The sequence below is a fragment of the Xenorhabdus sp. TS4 genome (assembly GCF_014467265.1).
Taxonomy (GTDB): Bacteria; Pseudomonadota; Gammaproteobacteria; order Enterobacterales; family Enterobacteriaceae; genus Xenorhabdus; species Xenorhabdus ehlersii.
In genome coordinates, this window is record NZ_NKHQ01000024.1 from 156,959 (window position 1) to 176,805 (window position 19,847).

At 42.1% G+C, this 19,847-nt stretch carries 16 protein-coding genes; 6 read left to right on the top strand and 10 right to left on the bottom strand.

Features of this window, described 5'->3' with window-relative positions:
• Positions 1 to 320 precede the first annotated feature (320 nt).
• The 3 genes from leuA to mutH all read left to right on the top strand — a co-directional run bounded on the left by leuA (position 321) and on the right by mutH (position 4,500).
• On the top strand, positions 321 to 1,910 hold the full coding sequence (gene leuA / locus Xets_RS12120; RefSeq protein WP_187651731.1) for a 2-isopropylmalate synthase: 1,590 nt from the start codon (positions 321 to 323) through the stop codon (positions 1,908 to 1,910).
• 2 nt (positions 1,911 to 1,912) lie between these two features.
• Positions 1,913 to 3,052 (top strand): 3-isopropylmalate dehydrogenase, encoded by a 1,140-nt coding sequence (gene leuB, locus Xets_RS12125; protein ID WP_099131591.1) that lies wholly within the window; start codon positions 1,913 to 1,915, stop codon positions 3,050 to 3,052.
• Positions 3,053 to 3,819: 767 nt separating this feature from the next.
• A complete protein-coding gene (gene mutH / locus Xets_RS12130) occupies positions 3,820 to 4,500 on the top strand; it encodes a DNA mismatch repair endonuclease MutH (RefSeq protein WP_099131590.1) in 681 nt (226 codons plus the stop codon).
• A gap of 333 nt (positions 4,501 to 4,833) precedes the next feature.
• Here the strand turns inward: mutH and def are convergent, their stop codons facing one another.
• From def to Xets_RS12145, 3 genes are all read right to left on the bottom strand, one after another.
• The gene (gene def, locus Xets_RS12135) at positions 4,834 to 5,334 is read right to left on the bottom strand and encodes a peptide deformylase (protein ID WP_187651732.1); all 501 of its coding nucleotides are present in this window, start codon (positions 5,332 to 5,334) and stop codon (positions 4,834 to 4,836) included.
• Positions 5,335 to 5,583: 249 nt separating this feature from the next.
• Positions 5,584 to 6,768, bottom strand: coding sequence for a PLP-dependent aspartate aminotransferase family protein (locus tag Xets_RS12140; RefSeq protein ID WP_099131588.1), 1,185 nt, complete (start codon positions 6,766 to 6,768; stop codon positions 5,584 to 5,586).
• A 20-nt stretch (positions 6,769 to 6,788) separates the two neighbouring features.
• Positions 6,789 to 8,159: a cystathionine beta-synthase gene (locus Xets_RS12145; RefSeq protein WP_099131711.1), complete on the bottom strand. Its 1,371-nt coding sequence runs from the start codon at positions 8,157 to 8,159 to the stop codon at positions 6,789 to 6,791.
• 382 nt (positions 8,160 to 8,541) lie between these two features.
• Here Xets_RS12145 and Xets_RS12150 point away from each other — a divergent pair, with 382 nt between their 5' ends.
• The gene (locus Xets_RS12150; RefSeq protein WP_187651733.1) at positions 8,542 to 9,414 is read left to right on the top strand and encodes a lipase family protein; all 873 of its coding nucleotides are present in this window, start codon (positions 8,542 to 8,544) and stop codon (positions 9,412 to 9,414) included.
• Positions 9,415 to 9,532: 118 nt separating this feature from the next.
• Positions 9,533 to 10,000: a membrane-associated Zn-dependent protease 1 gene (locus Xets_RS12155; protein ID WP_187651734.1), complete on the top strand. Its 468-nt coding sequence runs from the start codon at positions 9,533 to 9,535 to the stop codon at positions 9,998 to 10,000.
• A gap of 67 nt (positions 10,001 to 10,067) precedes the next feature.
• On the opposite strand, the gene Xets_RS12160 is transcribed toward Xets_RS12155, so the two are convergent.
• The 4 genes from Xets_RS12160 to galE all read right to left on the bottom strand — a co-directional run bounded on the left by Xets_RS12160 (position 10,068) and on the right by galE (position 14,201).
• Positions 10,068 to 10,766 (bottom strand): O-methyltransferase, encoded by a 699-nt coding sequence (locus Xets_RS12160; RefSeq protein ID WP_099131585.1) that lies wholly within the window; start codon positions 10,764 to 10,766, stop codon positions 10,068 to 10,070.
• 83 nt (positions 10,767 to 10,849) lie between these two features.
• Positions 10,850 to 12,004, bottom strand: a complete 1,155-nt coding sequence (gene galK / locus Xets_RS12165) for a galactokinase (RefSeq protein ID WP_099131584.1) — start codon at positions 12,002 to 12,004, stop codon at positions 10,850 to 10,852.
• Positions 12,005 to 12,037: 33 nt separating this feature from the next.
• Complete coding sequence (locus tag Xets_RS12170; protein WP_187651735.1) at positions 12,038 to 13,117, bottom strand: UDP-glucose--hexose-1-phosphate uridylyltransferase; 1,080 nt, start codon at positions 13,115 to 13,117, stop codon at positions 12,038 to 12,040.
• A 64-nt stretch (positions 13,118 to 13,181) separates the two neighbouring features.
• The gene (gene galE / locus Xets_RS12175; protein ID WP_099131582.1) at positions 13,182 to 14,201 is read right to left on the bottom strand and encodes a UDP-glucose 4-epimerase GalE; all 1,020 of its coding nucleotides are present in this window, start codon (positions 14,199 to 14,201) and stop codon (positions 13,182 to 13,184) included.
• A 158-nt stretch (positions 14,202 to 14,359) separates the two neighbouring features.
• Here galE and Xets_RS12180 point away from each other — a divergent pair, with 158 nt between their 5' ends.
• On the top strand, positions 14,360 to 15,103 hold the full coding sequence (locus Xets_RS12180; protein ID WP_255430618.1) for a 4'-phosphopantetheinyl transferase: 744 nt from the start codon (positions 14,360 to 14,362) through the stop codon (positions 15,101 to 15,103).
• A gap of 361 nt (positions 15,104 to 15,464) precedes the next feature.
• Here the strand turns inward: Xets_RS12180 and speB are convergent, their stop codons facing one another.
• The 3 genes from speB to speA form a co-directional block, all read right to left on the bottom strand.
• The gene (gene speB, locus Xets_RS12185) at positions 15,465 to 16,391 is read right to left on the bottom strand and encodes an agmatinase (RefSeq protein ID WP_099131581.1); all 927 of its coding nucleotides are present in this window, start codon (positions 16,389 to 16,391) and stop codon (positions 15,465 to 15,467) included.
• A gap of 487 nt (positions 16,392 to 16,878) precedes the next feature.
• Positions 16,879 to 17,226, bottom strand: coding sequence for a hypothetical protein (locus Xets_RS12190; RefSeq protein ID WP_187651736.1), 348 nt, complete (start codon positions 17,224 to 17,226; stop codon positions 16,879 to 16,881).
• 111 nt (positions 17,227 to 17,337) lie between these two features.
• Complete coding sequence (speA, locus tag Xets_RS12195; RefSeq protein WP_099131579.1) at positions 17,338 to 19,242, bottom strand: biosynthetic arginine decarboxylase; 1,905 nt, start codon at positions 19,240 to 19,242, stop codon at positions 17,338 to 17,340.
• Positions 19,243 to 19,847: the final 605 nt, after the last annotated feature.

Genomic DNA, 19,847 nt, shown 5'->3' on the forward strand with positions numbered 1-19,847 from the left:
AAGTATCTATAAAATACATTGACAATTAAAACTAAGTTAACAAATTTACAAAGGTTAGCTCACATGATCCACCCTATTCTTCTACTAAGCCTACTAATGATCGCCTTTAATAATGCGCGTGGTATGTTGGTGGGTGAAAAACAGGGATAAGTTAACCTACATCAGACACAAAAAACCCGCGCCATGCGCGGGTTTTTTTTACCTGCCGGCGCTCAGAAATAAAACCCAGTTACAGCAATAAGTTATCTAACAAATAAGTTATCTAACAAATAAGTTATCTAACTAAATTAACTAGTTAGTCTATTTAACAGGAGTACAACATGAGCCAGCAAGTTATTATTTTCGATACTACGTTACGTGATGGAGAACAGGCATTACAAGCCAGTCTGAGTGTGAAAGAGAAACTGCAAATCGCTTATGCACTGGAAAGGCTGGGAGTTGATGTTATTGAAGCCGGTTTTCCAGTTTCTTCTCCGGGAGATTTTGAATCCGTCCAAACCATCGCCCGTGAAATCAAAAATAGCCGTATCTGTGCCTTATCCCGCTGTGTTGACAAAGATATCGATGTCGCCGCTGAAGCCCTGAAAGTCGCTGAAGCCTTCCGCCTGCATATGGTACTGGCTACCTCAAATTTGCACGTCGAACATAAATTAAAAAGAACCTTTGATGATGTTGTGGAGATGGCGGTTCGCTCTATCAAACGGGCACGTAACTACACCGATGATGTTGAGTTTTCCTGTGAAGATGCAGGCCGTACAGATATCGATAATTTGTGCAAAATTGTCGAGCAAGCCATCAAAGCAGGCGCAACCACCGTCAACATTCCAGACACGGTAGGTTACACAACACCTTACCAATTTGGCGGTATTATACGCACATTATTTAACCGCGTACCCAATATTGATAAAGCGATTATTTCAGTCCACTGCCACGACGACTTAGGTATGTCCGTCGCTAACTCCATTACAGCAATCCAGGAAGGTGCTCGTCAAATAGAGGGCACTATCAATGGATTGGGAGAACGTGCAGGTAACTGCTCGCTGGAAGAAGTGATTATGACTATCAAAACGCGCCAGCAAATATTGGGAGTGCATACCAATATCAACCATCAAGAAATTTACCGTACCAGTCAGTTAGTTAGCCAAATTAGCAATACACCGATCCCCGCTCATAAAGCCGTTGTTGGCAGTAATGCGTTTTCCCATTCATCTGGCATTCATCAGGATGGTGTGCTGAAAAATCGTGAAACTTACGAAATCATGACGCCAGAATCCATCGGCCTGAAAGATACCCAGTTGAACCTGACCTCACGTTCTGGACGTGCCGCAGTGAAACATCGTATGACAGAAATGGGCTATCAAGAAAATGACTACAATTTGGATGCGCTGTATCAAGCATTCTTGAAATTGGCAGATAAAAAAGGACAGGTATTTGATTACGATTTAGAAGCCTTAGTGTTTATCAGTCAACAACAGCAAGAACATGAACATTTCCGTCTGGATTATTTCAGTATCCAGTCAGGCTCCAATGTAATACCTACTGCAACCGTTAGCCTGGCCTGTGGAGATGAAATCAAATCTGAAGCCTCGACGGGCAATGGTACTGTTGATGCCATTTATCAGGCCATCAACCGCATTACGGGTTACCCTCTGGAATTAATTTCCTATCAATTATCCGGTAAGGGGCATGGTAAAGATGCGCTCGGTCAGGTTGATATTATCGTGGAATGTTTTGGCCGCCGTTTCCACGGAATGGGTTTGGAAACTGACATTATTGAATCCTCTGCCAAAGCTATGATCCATGTTCTGAACAACATCTGGCAGGCAGAGCAAGTAGAAAAAGAGAAGCAACGCATCTCCCAAAGCAGTAACCAAGACAATCGCCAGAACAACAAAAAGGAAACTGCATAATCATGACCTCAAGCCAATCTATTTCAAATGACGCGACTCCAGGCAAGCAAGAAACTAAGCATTGTCACATTGCTGTTTTACCTGGTGATGGCATTGGCCCTGAAGTTATGAAGCAAGCCTACAAAGTGTTGGATGCCATCCGTCATCGTTTTAATATCCGTATCACAACCAGCGAATATGATGTGGGGGGGATTGCCATTGATCGTCATGGCACACCTTTGCCTCAAGAAACGATTACTGGCTGTGAAAAAGCTGACGCAATCCTATTTGGCTCCGTAGGTGGCCCAAAATGGGAGCATCTGCCGCCCGCCGAACAGCCAGAACGAGGGGCATTATTGCCATTGCGCAAGTATTTTAAACTATTCAGTAACTTACGCCCAGCACGCTTATATACAGGCTTAGAATCATTCTGTCCCCTTCGCCATGATATTGCCGCCAAAGGCTTTGATATTTTATGCGTCCGTGAGCTGACAGGCGGAATTTATTTTGGACAACCCAAGGGGCGCGAAGGTGAAGGAAAATATGAGCGTGCTTTTGACACTGAGATTTATCATCGTTTCGAGATAGAACGGATAGCGCGTATTGCATTTGAATCTGCGCGCAAGCGCCGCCATAAAGTCACTTCGATTGATAAAGCGAATGTTTTGCAAAGCTCCGTGTTATGGCGTGAAGTCGTTGGCAAAATCGCCAAAGATTATCCTGATATTGCAATCGAGCATATGTATATAGATAACGCCACTATGCAGCTGATCAAAAATCCCGCCCAATTTGACGTTCTATTATGCTCCAATATTTTTGGCGATATTTTATCCGATGAGTGCGCTATGATCACAGGTTCAATGGGAATGTTGCCTTCTGCCAGCCTGAATGAAAAAGGTTTTGGCTTATATGAACCTGCTGGCGGTTCAGCTCCTGACATTGCAGGTAAAAATATCGCCAACCCAATTGCCCAAATATTATCCACAGCACTGTTGCTGCGTTACAGCCTTGGACACCTTGATGCCGCTGATGCTATTGAACGGGCGATCAATCACGCTTTGGAACAAGGTTATCGTACCGCAGATCTCGCGGGCAATGACAAAGTGGTCAGCACCGATGCAATGGGCGATATCATTGCACGCTATATCACCGAAGAAGTTTAGGAAAACCTAACCAAAGAGAAACATAGGCATTGAAAAAGGCCAGTAAGATAACTTACTGGCTGGTAAAAATACCATTACTCAAAAATATCAGAGGGAAACACGGCATAAAAGGAGTAAAAATGAACAATTCAGGATGGTTTGATTTTAAATCTGCGTGGATTACGCCTCCAGAGGGTTAATTCACAGAAAAAGCTAAAGTTATAAACATTTATTGTCTGGCCAGAACCATTTTATTCACTTTTTCTGTGGATATGTATGTGAAAAAGAGCGGGGTAAAACGGGTATACTTTTATTACATATTTTTACACTCTCTATAAGAGAAAATAAATACTCTTTGTTTTTCATTATGTTAATATATTTTATACTCCTTTTGACGTTACATATCACTAGTGAAAATTTTTGACCTCCCTCGCACTGGGCAAATATTAACCGCCGGTGAATTTATCCACAGGATATGCCTTTTAGTTAAACAAAAATCGCCTATTTTTGTAGAAAACATCATTCATTAGAGCTGTAAATCAAACCAGTGATCTCACTTTTTATCACTTATCCCATAAAACTGTGGATAACATGGTGTAAGATCCTGTTTATTATCACTGGGAATAAGTGAACAATCATAACGAGTCTATTTTTAATGCAGCAAACAATAATGAAAAAATCTTGTATATCATGCTATTATCAAAATGATCTTGTTAACGATAAATTAATAATGATTTCCCAAAATCCACATGGACATTTTTTAACCAGTAAAAAATATACTCTATAACATGTACTTTACACCTCCAACACCGCCTGAAAACGAACAACAACTCTTCAATCGCGCTCATTCTCTGGCTGGCTTATCTATGGGTGAACTTGCTGCGTTGGCCAGGCTCTCCATTCCTCCCAATTTAAAACGTGATAAAGGTTGGGTTGGTATGCTGCTTGAATACTATTTAGGGGCAAATGCGGGCAGTAAACCTGAACAAGATTTTGAACATATCGGTGTCGAGTTGAAAACTATCCCTGTAGATAGCAAAGGTTATCCATTAGAAACAACCTTTGTCTGTGTTGCTCCTTTAACAGGTAATAGCGGCATTACCTGGGAAAACTGCCACGTCAGGCGTAAATTATCCCGCGTCCTGTGGATACCCGTTGAGGGAGAAAGAAGTATTCCACTATCTGAACGCCGTGTAGGCTCTCCATTGCTTTGGAGCCCGAATGCGATTGAAGAAGAGCGGCTACGACGTGATTGGGAAGAACTCATGGATCTTATTGTATTAGGAAAAGTCGAAAGCATTACTGCTCGTCATGGTGAAGTGCTGCAATTGCGCCCCAAGGCCGCCAATAGCCGAGCATTGACCGAAGCGATAGGTGAATATGGCCAGCCAATTATGACGTTGCCGAGAGGTTTTTATTTGAAAAAAAACTTTACAGCGCCGCTATTAGCTCGCCATTTCTTTTTGTAATTCTTAAATATGTACCTACCCTGGCATCAGTTGTATCTATCAGATTCAGATCAATGGAAAAATTAGTGTGTTGATAATAAGCAATATCACTTCTTCCAATCACAATAATTCCCCTGCTTATATTATTACCATCAGATATATCTTTTAATTTTCAAACCGTAAAAAGAAAACTTATACTCTCAAATAGCATGCTCGCTATCCTATGACGTAGCATAATTTTAAGCTTTTTTATGTGTACTTATCATTAATAAATAAAACAATAGCTATATATAAAACCACAATATTACCAAATATATTAAGAAATAATTTACAGTGTCTTTATTTCTCCAGCAGTTAATCTCCTTTATTTCTTAAATTATTTTTCACTTTTTTCAGTGCCATTTGCCTTTTCAATGGGGACAGATAATCGATAAAAACAATGCCATGTAAATGGTCAATTTCATGCTGCATAACAATTGACAGAAAATTTTCGCTTTCTATCGTAATCGGCTTACCAAACCGATCAAATGCTTCTACCTTTACTTTTTCAAAGCGTTCAACATCTGCATAATATCCCGGTATCGACAGGCAGCCCTCTTGATTCACCACACGACGCTCTTTTTCAACGATTTTCGGGTTAACCAAAACCATGGGCTGATCACGATTTGGAGAAATATCAATGACCGCAATCGCTTCTCTCCGACCAACCTGTGCAGCTGCCAAGCCAATGCCTGCGCTGTACATTGTCTCCAGCATGTCATCAATTAGCGTTTGAATTTTATCAAAATCAGTGACATCAACACATTTTTGTCTCAATCTTTCATCTGGAATTGTGAGGATATCTAGAATTGCCATAACGTATTTCCTTTGTTGTGACTTTTGCCATTGTTGCTATTTTTAACTATATACCTTCTTATTTCCCAAATTGCTACCTTATTAACTGTACTGCACCTTGAAATATATTAAGTATATTCCCATTGTGGAATGATAAAACAAACCAAAAAATAACTTTAATAAAAATGCCAAACGAAAAATATCGCCTGGCATCATTCTTTGGTTATCTTAATTTTTTGATTAAACTAGCTTTCTTATTTTATTTTCTTGTTACAAACTCGCATTTTCAAATGCCTGAGACAAATCCGTTATCAAATCATCTGCATTTTCAATACCGACAGAAATCCGGATCAATTGTGGGGTAATTCCGGCAGCCAGACGCTTCTCCAACGGAATGGAAGCATGGGTCATGGAAAATGGCTGACCAATCAAGCTCTCCACACCACCTAAACTTTCCGCCAATGTAAACAGTTGCAGCGCTTTAATGACTCGACGTGCATAATCTTCATCCCCTTTCAGTACGATGGAGATCATGCCACCAAAACCTCGCATCTGACGTTTTGCCAATTCGTGCTGAGGATGAGAAGCAAGGCCAGGATAATACACTTTCTCAACTTGTGGCTGCTGTTCAAGCCAATGTGCAATCTTCCCTGCGCTGTCAATATGGCGTTCCATACGCAATGCCAATGTCCGAATACCACGCAGGACAAGGAAACTACTGAACGGATCAAGAATGCCGCCAATAGAATTTTGCAAGAAAGCAACTTGCTCGGCCAACTCTGCGTTATTTCCCACCACCGCAAGGCCAGCGACGACATCAGAATGACCATTCAGGTACTTAGTTGCAGAATGCACAACAATATCAAAACCCAAATCAAGCGGACGCTGAATATAAGGAGAAGCAAATGTGTTATCTGCCACGCTGATAATATTATGCCGCCTGGCAATCTGTGCAATCGCCGCTAAATCAGCCAATTTCAATAGTGGGTTAGTCGGAGTTTCCACCCAAATCATTTTAGTGTCGGTCTGAATTGCCGCTTCCAATGCCGCAGTATCCCCAGCCTCAATATAAGTAACTCTCAGACCCGCTGTCCGGCGACGCACTTTTTCCAGCAACCGGTAAGTCCCGCCATAAAGATCGTCTACCGCAATGATGTGGCTGTCTTTATCAAGTAGCTCCAGAATGGTGGAACTGGCTGCCAGACCAGAGCCAAAAGCATAACCACGTGTCCCATTCTCCAATTCAGCAATCGCACGCTCTAAGGCATCACGAGTCGGATTCCCACTACGGGAATACTCATATCCAGTATGCTGGCCAGGTGCAACTTGAGCATAAGTTGATGTGGCATAAATTGCGGGCATCACTGCACCAGTGTGATCAGGTACATAGCCTGCATGAACGCTTTGTGTATCAAATTTAATCCTATTAAACTTAGTCTTATCAAACTTAGCCATTAATTTATTCCTGAAAGAGATCAATTGAGTTGTTGACGCCATGCGTTCAGTACATCGGTACGAGTAACAAGACCCAGAAAATGATTGTTATCATCAACAATCAGGGCCACATGACCAGCATCAAAGGTAGCAATTAACTGCGCCAATGACGCTTTTTTATTGAGCGTATGAACCTGATTGGTCATCGCTTCAATAACAGGCAACGAGAAATGATGTGAATTGGCCTGAATGGCATGCATGAGATCCCACTCATCAATAAGCCCGACAATTTGATCGTTTTCGATCACAGGTAACTGTGAAATGTCATAAAGACGCATGCGGTTATAAGCGATCTGCAAGGTATCTTGCGGAGAAACTGAAACCGTCGCACCATCCTGATAACGATAGGTAATATAATCGCTCAAATTATTTTCTTGTGGTTGCGAACGCAGCCCTTGTTCCAATAACCAGTAATCATTAAACATCTTTGACAGATATTTGTTACCACTGTCACAAGCTAACGTCACTACGCGTTTCGGCGTTGTCTGGGCACGACAATAACGTAGCGCCGCCGCTAACAATGTTCCTGAAGAAGAGCCAGCCAGGAGCCCTTCTGTCAGTAGTAAATCGCGGGCACAGGCAAACGCTTCTGCGTCAGTAATGCGATAAGCATGATGAACCTGAGAAAAATCCCCAAGAGGTGGGACAAAATCTTCTCCGATACCTTCCACAAACCAGCTGCCAGCTTCGTCATAGTGACCATGCTCAACATAATCGGCAAGAATAGAACCCTTAGGATCTGCGAGGATAAATTCCGTATGAGGGGAAACTTCCTTAAAATACTGGCTCAAGCCCCCCAGAGTCCCACCAGAACCGACCCCCACCACCACAGCATCGACATTCTGCTCCATCTGCTGCCAAATCTCCGGTCCCGTGGTAGCAAGATGTGCGGCTGAGTTCGCAGGATTATTGAATTGATCAATATAATAAGCTCCGCTGATTTCTTTCGACAGGCGCAGAGCATAGTCCTGATAATATTCTGGATGCCCTTTTCCGACATCAGAGCGTGTCAGGCGAACATCGGTTCCCAGCGCCCGTAGGTGATAAATTTTTTCGCGGCTCATCTTATCAGGTACAACTAAAATCAGTTTATAGCCCTTCATAGCGGCAACCAACGCCAACCCAATACCCGTATTACCTGCCGTGGCTTCAATGATGGTGCCCCCTGGCTTCAACAACCCCTGTTTTTCCGCCTGCTCAATCATTGAAAGTGCAACACGATCTTTAATCGAACCGCCAGGATTCTGATTCTCTAACTTAATGAATAGCTGGCATGGTCCTGTATCCAGATGAGTCAATTCCAATAGCGGTGTATTCCCTATAAGTTCAAGAACCGAACGTGGTGCTGCCATATTTGCCTCTTGATAATCGGTAAAATTTGCAAACAAAACTTTCAGATTGGGAAAGAATAACGCTGCATGGTAATCAATTTGAAAGAACAAATGAAAACTACATATAACAAAAGGGAATTAGTTAATTCGATATTGATAAATTAAAACATGTCTACAAATCATTATTTTTTATCATTTAATAATAAATAAATCCTCATAACAGGGACTTTATAAAAACAATCCCCTCACAATAATAATTTCATTGCAACCTAAACAGAACATCACTCAACTTATATGTTTCTTAATCCAGAAAATCTGGCAAAATGATATACAATTAAATGACATAAAAATAAATATTCAATAACCTGTTTCCTCAACAAAAAAACAAACAAAAGAGGCACCTATGTATACATACAGAGAGGCCGCCAATTTTGCGGCATTCGTGTTATACGCAGAGAAAATGAATAAACAGTACTACAATAATCCAACTCCCCCAGCCGATCCGCGCATTGAAGAAGACGGCTGGAAAGTTATAGCGTATATCTCAGCAAATGATCTGTCTTTCTCAGTAACGCCCCGAAAAAGCGAATTGCCCGATCATGTCTGTTATGGCTATGTGGCAGAAAAAGTGACAGAAAAAAACCATTCTCCAAGGGAACATATTATTGCTATACGTGGAACCGATCCTACAATTTTGCTAGAAGATGCTCATGATGGACTAATTAATTTTACATCACCGTGGACCCGTTTCCCCAAGATAGAAGTCAGCCAGGGGTTTTTTAGTATCTATGACTCAATGAAGCTCACTACCATTGAGCCTGAATCTCACCGTGATTACAGTAATCTCAAATTAATTGAAGCGATTGCCCAATTTATAGGGGTAAATAGTCAATTCACTATAGTCGGTCACAGCCTTGGAGCAGCAATTGCATCCTATCTGATGTATGAAATTGGCCCTATAGCTCCCAATCACTCAGCCTGTTTATTTGCCTGCCCAAGACCAGGAAACAAAGAATTCTCCAAACACGTTACCCAAAACTTTATCAATTTTGCGGTGTTCAACTATATCGATGATGTCATACCTCATTTGCCACCTAAAATTCTGGGATATGCCTCATTGGACTATATCAACGAATTTAAGCCTCAACCCCATTTAGATATTTCAGATGGGCCGTTATGTAGCCACTATTTAATCGACTACATTGCCAGATTAGATTTAGATGTGTTCAAAAGAGTCACAAAATACGGTGATATCGATTCTTGTATCAACCTATAGTAATTGTTCAATTTACAGCCATTTCTCAAGTTAAGTAAGGTAACTTGATTTTCCCCCCTACTCCCTGTAATACCTATTTCATGTTAGGAGCCCATAATCAACAAACAGGAGCATAAAGATGAAGTGGCGTGGTTACACATACAGCGCAATATTAATAGCAAGCAGCCTGTTTACTTCTGCATTATGGGCAAAAGGGGAAGCACACTTGTTATTCCACATGGGGTTGGGAGCCAATGGTAAATTCTTTGTAGGCGGTACACTGCAAAATAAAGGCGACCAACCTGTGGCGGGGGGCTATCTGGCTGTTTTATCCCTTAACGCTCAATGTGAGCCAGGTACACTGACAGTATACTCATTTGAAGCATTGGCATCGGGGGAAAAGAAAGAATTTCGCATCCCAATAAATGCCCCGCTAAGCAGTTATCGTTTAATTGGTTTTGGTGCCTATGACGATATGGGATTTCCTCTTCCCACCATAGATGAAACAGCAAAAATCATTCAAGAACGCGAATCCAATGAGCGTAAAACCTGTCAATTAGCCCGAACACCAATATCTGCCAATCAGCCTGCAACCCAAAGGTTGTAATATTAGGATGGTTTATCAAAAATAAACCATCCTTTTATAACCCATTATTTCTTATCATAAAAATTTATTATGTAATTTTTCTATCTGTATTGATCCGTAATAATGCAAACCCATCCCAACCTTTTTCCCCTACAGTCTGTAAAGCCGTTACAGTCAGTTCAGGGTAGTTGGACATTTTATCCAGTGCCTGACGCACCCCTTCGACAAGTTCACTCCGCTGCTCATGTACAATTTCGCCTTCGCGGATCACATTGTCCATGATGATAATGCTTCCCGGACGCCCCAACTTGACAGCCCAATCCAGATACAACGGACTATTTTGTTTATCGGCATCAATAAAAATCAAATCAAAGGGAGCTTCAGGACTTAGCGTCTGCAAGGTTTCGCTGGCTTCTCCCACAATAATTTTGATTTTGTGGGCAAGCTGCGCTCTTTCGATATTGTGCTGAGCCACTTCGGCTACACGGGGATCTTTTTCCAATGTGAACAGGATCCCATCATCAGGCAATCCTTTTGCCATATATTGGGCGCTATATCCTCCCAATGTACCAATTTCGAGAATACGTCTTGCGCCACTAATTTGTACCATCATCATCAAAAACTGCCCTTGCAGCGCAGAAACATTAATGGCTGGTAAGCCTTGAGCAGCCATATATTCAAGTGTTTTTTCAAGGTGTGGGGATTTAGGCAATAGGGCTTGTTTAAGGTAGTCGTCAACTTCTGTCCATTGTTGCTGGAGTGCTGCTAGCTGTGCATTGGAACTCATGATCATACTCCTTTCATTGTGAAGGTTAGATATTGAGAGAGCATATCATTTAGAAAAAATGTTTTCGACGCACCATCTTTTGCTTATTTCAATTGGCTAGCGCCTTTTGTGGCCTGACAAAGATAGATATCCGCTGTTAAACCTGTTTTAGTCTTGTATTGTTGCTCAATCGCCTTTTCCACACTTTTCACCAAATCAGGGGGAACCAACGCCACCACACAACCGCCAAAACCGCCTCCCGTCATACGGACACCGCCGTGATCGCCAATCACGTCTTTGACTATTTCCACCAGTACATCTATTTCACGGACAGTAATTTCAAAATCATCACGCATGGAAATATACGATGCAGCCATAAGCTGACCAAGGCGAAACAAATCACCAGCATTTAAAGCATCAGCCGCCAATTTAGTCCGCAAATTTTCACTGATCACATGGCGAACCCGTTTGACAAGCAATGTATCGAGCAACGCTTGTTTAGCATTGAAATCCTCAAGAGTGATATCACGCAATGTTTTCACTCCCAACAAACGGGCAGCTTCTTCACATTGCTGCCTGCGCATATTGTATTCGCTATCCACCAAGCCACGCGGTTTATTGGAATTGATGATCATCACAACCACTTTATCAGGTATACGGACAGATTGCGTAGCCAACGTGAGGCAGTCGATCAACAAGGCGTGACTTTCTTCCCCACAAGCAGAGATTAACTGATCCATGATGCCAGAATTGCAACCAACAAATTGGTTTTCTGACTGTTGCCCACTCAATGCAATCATTTTGGGACTAATATCAAGCTGATAAAGCGACTTAATGGCTTGCCCAACCACGACTTCCAACGATGCAGATGAACTTAAACCCGCACCTTGTGGAATATTGCCACTAATAGCAAGATCCATACCACCAAATGCATAACCACTCGCCACCAGAGCACTCATCACACCACGGATGTAATTCGCCCACATTTTTTCTGGCTGAAAGAGAATTGGTTGGCAGAGATCAAATTCATCACACTGATTATGATAATCAACCGCTATCACCCTGACACGCATATCCCCACGCTTAGCGGCGGCAACTACTGTCTGGAAATTAATTGCGCAAGGCAAGACAAAACCACCGTTGTAATCCGTATGCTCACCGATAAGATTCACCCGTCCCGGAGCCTGAAAAAAGTGCGTTGGAGAATAATTAAAGCACGCATTAAAAGATTCAGTGACGTTTTGGATTAAAGTTTTCATCTCTTTTCCCCCATAAACGTTTCTTAGCGGAAATCAGCGTACCTTAAAATGAATGTCGCTGACATCCCGTAACCGCTGGGCGGCCTGTTCTGGCGTCAAATCACGCTGAGCTTCCGTCAACATTTCATAACCCACCATAAACTTACGGACACTGGATGACCGTAATAACGGCGGGTAAAACAGTGCATGTAATTGCCAGTGATCAATATTGTGTTTGTGTGATGTGGGGCTGGCATCGCATTGATGCTCGAAGAAAGGAGCAAAATGCCAGCCCATTGAATAGGGAAAAGCACATTGAAACAGATTATCATAACGACTGGTCAATTTTTTAATCGCCACCGCCAGATCATCACGTTGTGCTTCCGTCAGTTCATTCATGCGACGGATATGATTTTTCGGCAATAGAATCGTTTCAAACGGCCATACCGCCCAATAAGGTACAACCGCAAGCCAATATTCGGTTTCCACTACCGTACGTGCGCCATCTTTGCATTCAGCATCAAGATAATCCATCAATAAGTTAGTTCCTTGCTGGCAATAATATTGCCGCAACTGTTCATCTTTACGTGCGAGCTCATCAGGCAGGAAATCACTGGCCCAAATCTGCCCATGAGGATGGGGCTGAGAACACCCCATCATTTCTCCTTTATTCTCAAAAACCTGAATCCAAATATAACGTTGGCTCAACTCCTCAATCTGCGCATTCCATGTATCAATGACACGACGGATTTGACTCAACGACAGTTCCGGCAATGTTTTACTGTGATCAGGAGAAAAACAGAGTACTCGACAAACGCCACTCACCGGCTCAATTTTAAATAATGGGTTATCGGTAGGATGAATATCAAAGCGTTCCGGTAGCAAGGCAGAATAATCATTCTGGAATATATAAACGTCCTGATAATCTGGATTGATATTACCTGAAGCGCGGGTATTGTTCGGGCATAAAAAACAGTGTTCATCGTAACTTGGCAAGGCAACGTGGAGTGGTTTTTCATCAATTCCGCTCCACGGTCGTTCTGTTCGGTGTGGTGAAACAATAATCCATTTTCCCGTCAAAGGATTGTATCGCCTATGTGGACAATCAACAGGATTGAATCGCATCTTTGACATATTAGATACCCTCTTGCTTTCACCACACAAACCTTACAGAAAACTAAACTTTTTTTGCTGTTTCTTACTTCGCTTTATAGCCATTGGGATTTTGAGACTGCCAACGCCAGGCATCCGCGGTCATTTCCACGATAGTTCGATTTGCTTTCCAGCCCAGCTCTCGCTCAGCTTTCTCCGGGCTTGACCAACATTCTGCAATATCTCCCGGACGACGTGGACAAATTTCATAAGGCACTGGTTTGCCGCAAGCATGACTGAAAGCTTCTACCATTTCCAGTACGCTGGTGCCTTTTCCAGTACCCAAATTATAAATATGCAGTCCTGCTTTCTTGCCAACGGCACTTAGGGCGGCAATATGCCCGTCAGCCAAATCCATAACATGGATATAATCGCGCACTCCAGTACCGTCGGCTGTTGGATAATCATTACCATACACAGACAGTTTTTCCCGACGGCCTACTGCAACCTGGGCAATATAAGGCATCAAATTGTTGGGTATTCCCTGAGGATCTTCCCCCATCGTGCCCGAAGGATGAGCACCAACTGGATTGAAGTAGCGTAATAACACCACAGACCAATCATTTTCCGCATGATGGAAATCAGACAGGCAGCGTTCAACCATATACTTACTGGTGCCATAAGGGTTAGTTGTATTACCCACCGCAGACTGCTCAGTAATAGGCACAACATCCGGATCACCATATACCGTCGCAGATGAGCTAAAGATAATGCTTTTTACCCCCGCTTTACGCATGCTACGCACCAGCACCAGCGTTCCATTGACATTATTGTCATAATATTCAATAGGTTTGGCGACTGACTCCCCAACCGCTTTCAAACCTGCAAAATGAATAACTGCCTGAATTTGATGACGGGAAAAAATAGCATCAAGGAATGATGCATCACGAATATCCCCTTCATAAAACAGTGGCTGTACGCCAGTCAATGCCTCAATGCGAGCCAGAACTTCACGATTGGCATTGCACAGGTTATCGATGATGATCGGCACCATTCCAGCTTCAATCATTTGAACACAAGTATGGCTACCGATATACCCCATCCCGCCTGTTACTAATATTTCCACAACAACCTCTTTTCAAAAATGGTAACAACGAGGAGTATAAAAAGAGTTAGTACGTTAGTGAACTAAAATTAGGATATGGCAAAATCAGGCCATAAACATTTTTAATTGATCCGTTATCTAATAATCGCAGCTGATAATAAAAAACCATGATGAAAAAAATGACTTTTACTTCTATCCTTACCTCTGCTCAAGCAACTGCCATAAATGATCCTTTTTTTACAGAAATACAAGCAGGTGCGCTGTCAGAACATCCCGATCTTCATGTCATAAAAATTTATTTTGATCAGTCTTGCTATCGGAATGCACTATTTGACGAATGTGGCATTACCTACCCAAACCAATTAAAAAATGCAGTTAATAAACGACGTGCGGAATATCTGGCTGCCCGTTATTGCACTCAACAAGTTTTAAATCGTTTGGGTTACCCTGATTTTCAGGTAACCAATGCGCAAGATCGCTCTCCAATCTGGCCTGACAATATTTGTGGCTCGATTTCTCATTCAGCCAACTGTGCCATTGCCTTTGCGGCTTCTGGCAATAACTACCGAATGATAGGCGTAGATATCGAGCAAGAGATTAAACCAGATACCATCAAAAGTGTTTCATCTAGCATTATCAATGACAATGAAGTGAAATTACTGACAGAATGTCCATTACCTTTTGCACAGGTGTTCACTCTTGCGTTTTCCATCAAGGAGAGTTTGTTTAAGGCACTTTATCCCCACTTAAAACGCTTCTTTGATTTCCATGCAGCTGAAATTACGTTAATTGATTGTAGAGAGCATGCTATAAGCATAAAACTACTGCAAACATTATCTGATGAGTATCGAGCTGGTTCGCAATTCCACGGAAATTTTGCCTTAATGCCGCAGCAGCAAGTATTGACGTATATTGTGCAGTGATATGCGAGTTATCACAGCAAAAGTCATCATCGAAACAATGCAAAAACATGCTCAATGGAAGGTTGGCCTAAAACTCTGGTTAAATGTTTTTGATAAAGCAGCTTGATCTGCGTGGCATTGCAAACCAAAGTGTTATATCAGAGATACTGCATGGAAAACGTTCTATGAGCATTGGGCAAGTAAAAGGCTTTACCAAATTCTTTAACGTTCCTTGAAACCTTTATGGGTTCAGACTAATAAAAAACCACACTGAAACCATCGTGAATAAAGCGGTGGTTTTTCTATAGACACACTCAAATTAACTTTAAGAGTCAAGGCTCACCTTGATGAGCCTTTAAAAACAACTGACAAGATTAATGTATTAAAGATCTTTCTTCGATGCCTGCAAATACAACAACTCCAGTCCAATTGTTGCAGCAGCCAATGCCGTAATTTCAGATTGGTCATAAGCCGGCGCCACTTCCACCACATCCATTCCAACGATATTCAATGGTTGTAAGGCGCGCACTATTTTCAAGGCGCGATCTGACGTCAATCCACCAATCACTGGCGTTCCTGTACCTGGTGCAAATGCCGGATCAAGACAATCAATATCGAACGTCAGATAAATCGGCAAGTCACCAACCACAGTTTTAATCTGCTCAACAATATCATCAACACCGCGATCATTAACCTGACCAGCATCTAATACAGTAAAACCATTATTTGTATCGTGTTCAGTGCGAATACCTATTTGTACTGAATGATGAGGATCTATCAGCCCTTCATTTGGCGCATGGTAAAACATCGTACCATGATCAAATTGACTGCCATTTGCATAAGTATCTGTGTGGGCATCAAAATGGATCAGCGCCATTTTGCCAAAGTGTTTTGCATGGGCACGTAGCAGTGGCAAAGTAACAAAGTGATCACCACCAAAAGACAGCATACGCTTACCCGATGCCAGCACCTTTTCGGCATGTGCCTGCAACTTATCACTCATATCCTGGGCATCACCGAAATTAAATACCAGATCCCCACAATCCACCACATTCAGGTGCTTGCGTAAGCTAAAGTTCCACGGCCAACGGCAGCTTTCCCACGCCAGATTAGTCGATACCTGACGAATAGCGGCTGGCCCGTGGCGACTGCCCGCACGTCCCGATGTAGCCATATCAAAAGGAACACCGGTAATTACCCATTCCGCATCACTGGAGTAGGGTTGAAAATTCAATGGAAAACGCAGGAAGCCGAAAGCATTTGAAACCAAAGAGTTATCAATCTGGTTTCCTAAGGAGCTAATACTCATGATATATCCTCAAAAGTCCCATGCTGGCTTATTACCCGTTTCCAATATTGGCAATAGCTAATAATTGGCAGTAACAAGTAACACAGAGGCTTATTTACACTAGAAGATTAATCTTCCAAATACACTATCGAAACGAATGCGTACACACTCGTATACAAACAAGAAAAGCACCTAACGACCAATCATAGAATGAGCATAATGAGTATATAGTATTAGACATGTTTTCTGCTTACCACAACTTTGAGAAGTTCATACCACAAAATATCAAAATATTGTCTCTATAAGGGCAAAAATACGTCTTACAATATGTAAAATAACATGTCCAAATCTGCACTATGCAGAAAATAAAACATATTGTTAATGCTCTGCTTTCATCCAAAATCATTAATTATTTTTATTGAACTTGGTAAATGCTCTGAAATAAAATCACCCTGTTTTCTGATAAGGTATCTGACATTACGGCAAAATAAATTATTTTTATGCCAATTTATAACATCACATTTTGGAGGTTCTGATTCTTAACCCAATATTTTTCTTGGCATATATTATAAAAATTTTTTTCGCGGGGAGTGATGGTAAATCTGTTATTATCTAATACATTATAGCCTATCCATTTCTCTTGGCATAATTGTCCAGCATATTCATTTTCCAATTTTTCGGACTCTTCCAGATAAAGAACACTTACTCCGTTATCAAACGTGTAAATAATCTCTTTCTCCTCAATGAGAGAATCTTTATCCGGCAAAAAATTAACTTTTTCACTTTTTGCTATGATCTTAACCGACGAAGGTAATAATTTGATAGCCAATATGTAAATTAATAAAGATTGCGTCATTTTACCTTCCCTCTCTATAAACGACATAAAAAATAGTCATCCAAAATCAAGTTATTATATAAAACACATGACCAAGAATGACTATTAATGCAGATCAATGGCTAATCAGGATTACTCATCTTCCAAATAGGTGTAGCCATACAGGCCACTTTCAAACTCTTGCAAGAATTGTTCCTGCAAATTGCTATCCAGATCAGTCGATTTCACTTGATCACGGAAACGAGTCAATAATACCTGCGGTTCCAATTTGACATATTGAAGCATATTAGCGACCGAATCACCTTCCTCGCTTTGCTTATAAGTCACTGCCCCATTTTCTGAAACATAAACATCAATGGCAGCCGTATCACCAAATAAGTTATGCATGTTACCCAAAATTTCCTGATAGGCTCCGACCATAAAGAAACCAATCAATGGCGGAGTTTCTGGATCATACGCTGGCATTGGCATCGTTGTTGCCACACCATCACCATCAATATAATGATCAATCGTACCGTCAGAATCGCAGGTGATATCCAACAAAACGGCACGACGATCCAGCGGCTTATCCAGACCTTCAATCGGCAAAACAGGGAAAAGTTGATCAATCCCCCACGCATCTGGCATTGACTGGAACAGCGAGAAATTCACGTAGAATTTATCCGCCATGCGTTCCTGTAATTCATCAATAATCGGACGATGGGCACGGTTACTTGGGTCAAGATCTTGCTGAATGTGGCGACAGATATTTAAATACAATTCTTCCGCCCATGCACGTTCTGACAGATCCAACATGCCGTGAGCATACTGGGTATGGACATCGTGCAGATCAAACTGGCTGTCATGCAACCATTCACGCAGGGAACGGCGGCTACTGTCAGATTGCATCTCCTGCCAGGTTTCCCACAAACTAGTCAGAGGACGCGTTGCACCTTCTGTTGGTGGCGTTGTTTGAGTAAATTCATTGCGCTCTACGCCAATCACATTGGAAACCAAAACGGTATGATGGGCGGTCAATGCACGGCCAGATTCCGTGATCACTGTTGGGTGAGGCAACCCATGTTCTTCACACGCATCACCAATCCCCCAAATAACGTTATTCGCGTATTCATTTAAACCGTAGTTAACCGAGCATTCTGACTGAGAACGTGTCCCTTCATAATCGACACCTAAACCCCCACCAACATCAAAGCACTGGATCTTGACACCTAGTTTGGACAACTCGACATAAAAACGGGCAGATTCACGCACCCCCGTCGCCACATCACGGATATTCGCCAATTGGGAACCCAAGTGGAAATGCAGCAATTGCAAGCTATCCAAACGCCCTGCTGAACGCAACCTTTCAACCAATTGCAATACCTGCGCGGCAGCCAATCCAAACTTAGATTTTTCACCGCCACTGGCCTGCCATTTACCAGAACCCTGGGATGCCAAACGGGCCCGAACCCCCAAACGTGGGATAACATTCAGGCGCTTAGCTTCTTCCAGTACCATCTCAATTTCAGACATCTTCTCGATAACCAGATACACCTTGTGTCCCAGCTTTTCACCGATCAATGCCAGACGAACGTATTCGCGATCCTTATAACCATTACAAACAATCACAGTACCTGTCATGCCCGCATGAGCCAACACTGCCATTAATTCCGCTTTGGAACCTGCCTCCAATCCAATCGGTTCATCAGCATTTGCTAATGTCTCAATGACGCGGCGATGCTGATTGACCTTAATTGGATAAACAAGGAAGTAATCTCCTTTATACCCATAAGATTCACGTGCACGTTTAAACGCTGCATTTATCGAGCGCAAGCGATGTTGCAAAATCTGGGGAAAACAAAACAATGCCGGCAAACGCAATTGTTCTTTTTCTTCCTGAACTTTCTTCACCAGAGCGGCGAGTTCAATTTGAGCTCCCGGTAAGTCAGGGTTTGGGCAAACACTGACATTACCCAGATCATTGACATAGTAATAGCCGCCGCCCCAGTATGCGATGTTATAGGTCTGTCGCATTTTGCGAGCGATATTATCATTCATGGCAGTCTCCTTCATGGAGTCGAGGTTTGCCTTCACCTGTAAAGTCAATAACCCAAGACACTATTTTATCGTGCGTATCTTGCGCATTAAAAAATGTCAGGGAACAGCATGCTCTTAGATTATAGGGACGTTTAGAGAGTACTAAACAACTAGTTACTGCGTGACTATATAATGATGTCAACCCAATTTATCTGTGGCTTAGCTGCGGGTAACATCGAAATGACTGCATATTTAAAAGGAAGGAACAAGATATGGATACATCAATGGCATAATGTGGCTGTTGGCCGTTAACACTCAGCAGATAATGGTTCATAACCCCATTCACCCCCACGTGGCTTACCTACCGCAAGCCATTTCTCAATTGAGAAGCAGGATACGCATACATCTCCTGCAAACACCTGTAACTCCAAGTGCAAAAAATGACTTGTGTTACGCGCGCAAGTTTATACCTGTAATCCAGCAAAATTGCAAAACGAAATTTATCTAACAGGGGCTGAACAACCCTCATACTTTTTAGATATGGAAACTAAAATGTCACACACTGAAAGGTAATTAAAATTAAAAAAACTGGTAACCTTAGCAAGAGTAACTTAGAATAGCCGTCT

What these genes read in the sequence shown, in the direction of transcription:
- Xets_RS12150 (WP_187651733.1), top strand. Translation starts at nt 8,542, where the DNA reads ATGTATACATACAGAGAGGCCGCCAATTTTGCGGCATTCGTGTTATAC.
- Xets_RS12190 (WP_187651736.1), bottom strand. Translation starts at nt 17,226, where the DNA reads ATGACGCAATCTTTATTAATTTACATATTGGCTATCAAATTATTACCT.
- speA (WP_099131579.1), bottom strand. Translation starts at nt 19,242, where the DNA reads ATGAATGATAATATCGCTCGCAAAATGCGACAGACCTATAACATCGCA.
- leuB (WP_099131591.1), top strand. Translation starts at nt 1,913, where the DNA reads ATGACCTCAAGCCAATCTATTTCAAATGACGCGACTCCAGGCAAGCAA.
- Xets_RS12155 (WP_187651734.1), top strand. Translation starts at nt 9,533, where the DNA reads ATGAAGTGGCGTGGTTACACATACAGCGCAATATTAATAGCAAGCAGC.
- galK (WP_099131584.1), bottom strand. Translation starts at nt 12,004, where the DNA reads ATGAAAACTTTAATCCAAAACGTCACTGAATCTTTTAATGCGTGCTTT.
- leuA (WP_187651731.1), top strand. Translation starts at nt 321, where the DNA reads ATGAGCCAGCAAGTTATTATTTTCGATACTACGTTACGTGATGGAGAA.
- Xets_RS12180 (WP_255430618.1), top strand. Translation starts at nt 14,360, where the DNA reads ATGACTTTTACTTCTATCCTTACCTCTGCTCAAGCAACTGCCATAAAT.
- mutH (WP_099131590.1), top strand. Translation starts at nt 3,820, where the DNA reads ATGTACTTTACACCTCCAACACCGCCTGAAAACGAACAACAACTCTTC.
- speB (WP_099131581.1), bottom strand. Translation starts at nt 16,391, where the DNA reads ATGAGTATTAGCTCCTTAGGAAACCAGATTGATAACTCTTTGGTTTCA.
- def (WP_187651732.1), bottom strand. Translation starts at nt 5,334, where the DNA reads ATGGCAATTCTAGATATCCTCACAATTCCAGATGAAAGATTGAGACAA.
- Xets_RS12160 (WP_099131585.1), bottom strand. Translation starts at nt 10,766, where the DNA reads ATGAGTTCCAATGCACAGCTAGCAGCACTCCAGCAACAATGGACAGAA.
- Xets_RS12145 (WP_099131711.1), bottom strand. Translation starts at nt 8,159, where the DNA reads ATGGCAGCACCACGTTCGGTTCTTGAACTTATAGGGAATACACCGCTA.
- Xets_RS12140 (WP_099131588.1), bottom strand. Translation starts at nt 6,768, where the DNA reads ATGGCTAAGTTTGATAAGACTAAGTTTAATAGGATTAAATTTGATACA.
- Xets_RS12170 (WP_187651735.1), bottom strand. Translation starts at nt 13,117, where the DNA reads ATGTCAAAGATGCGATTCAATCCTGTTGATTGTCCACATAGGCGATAC.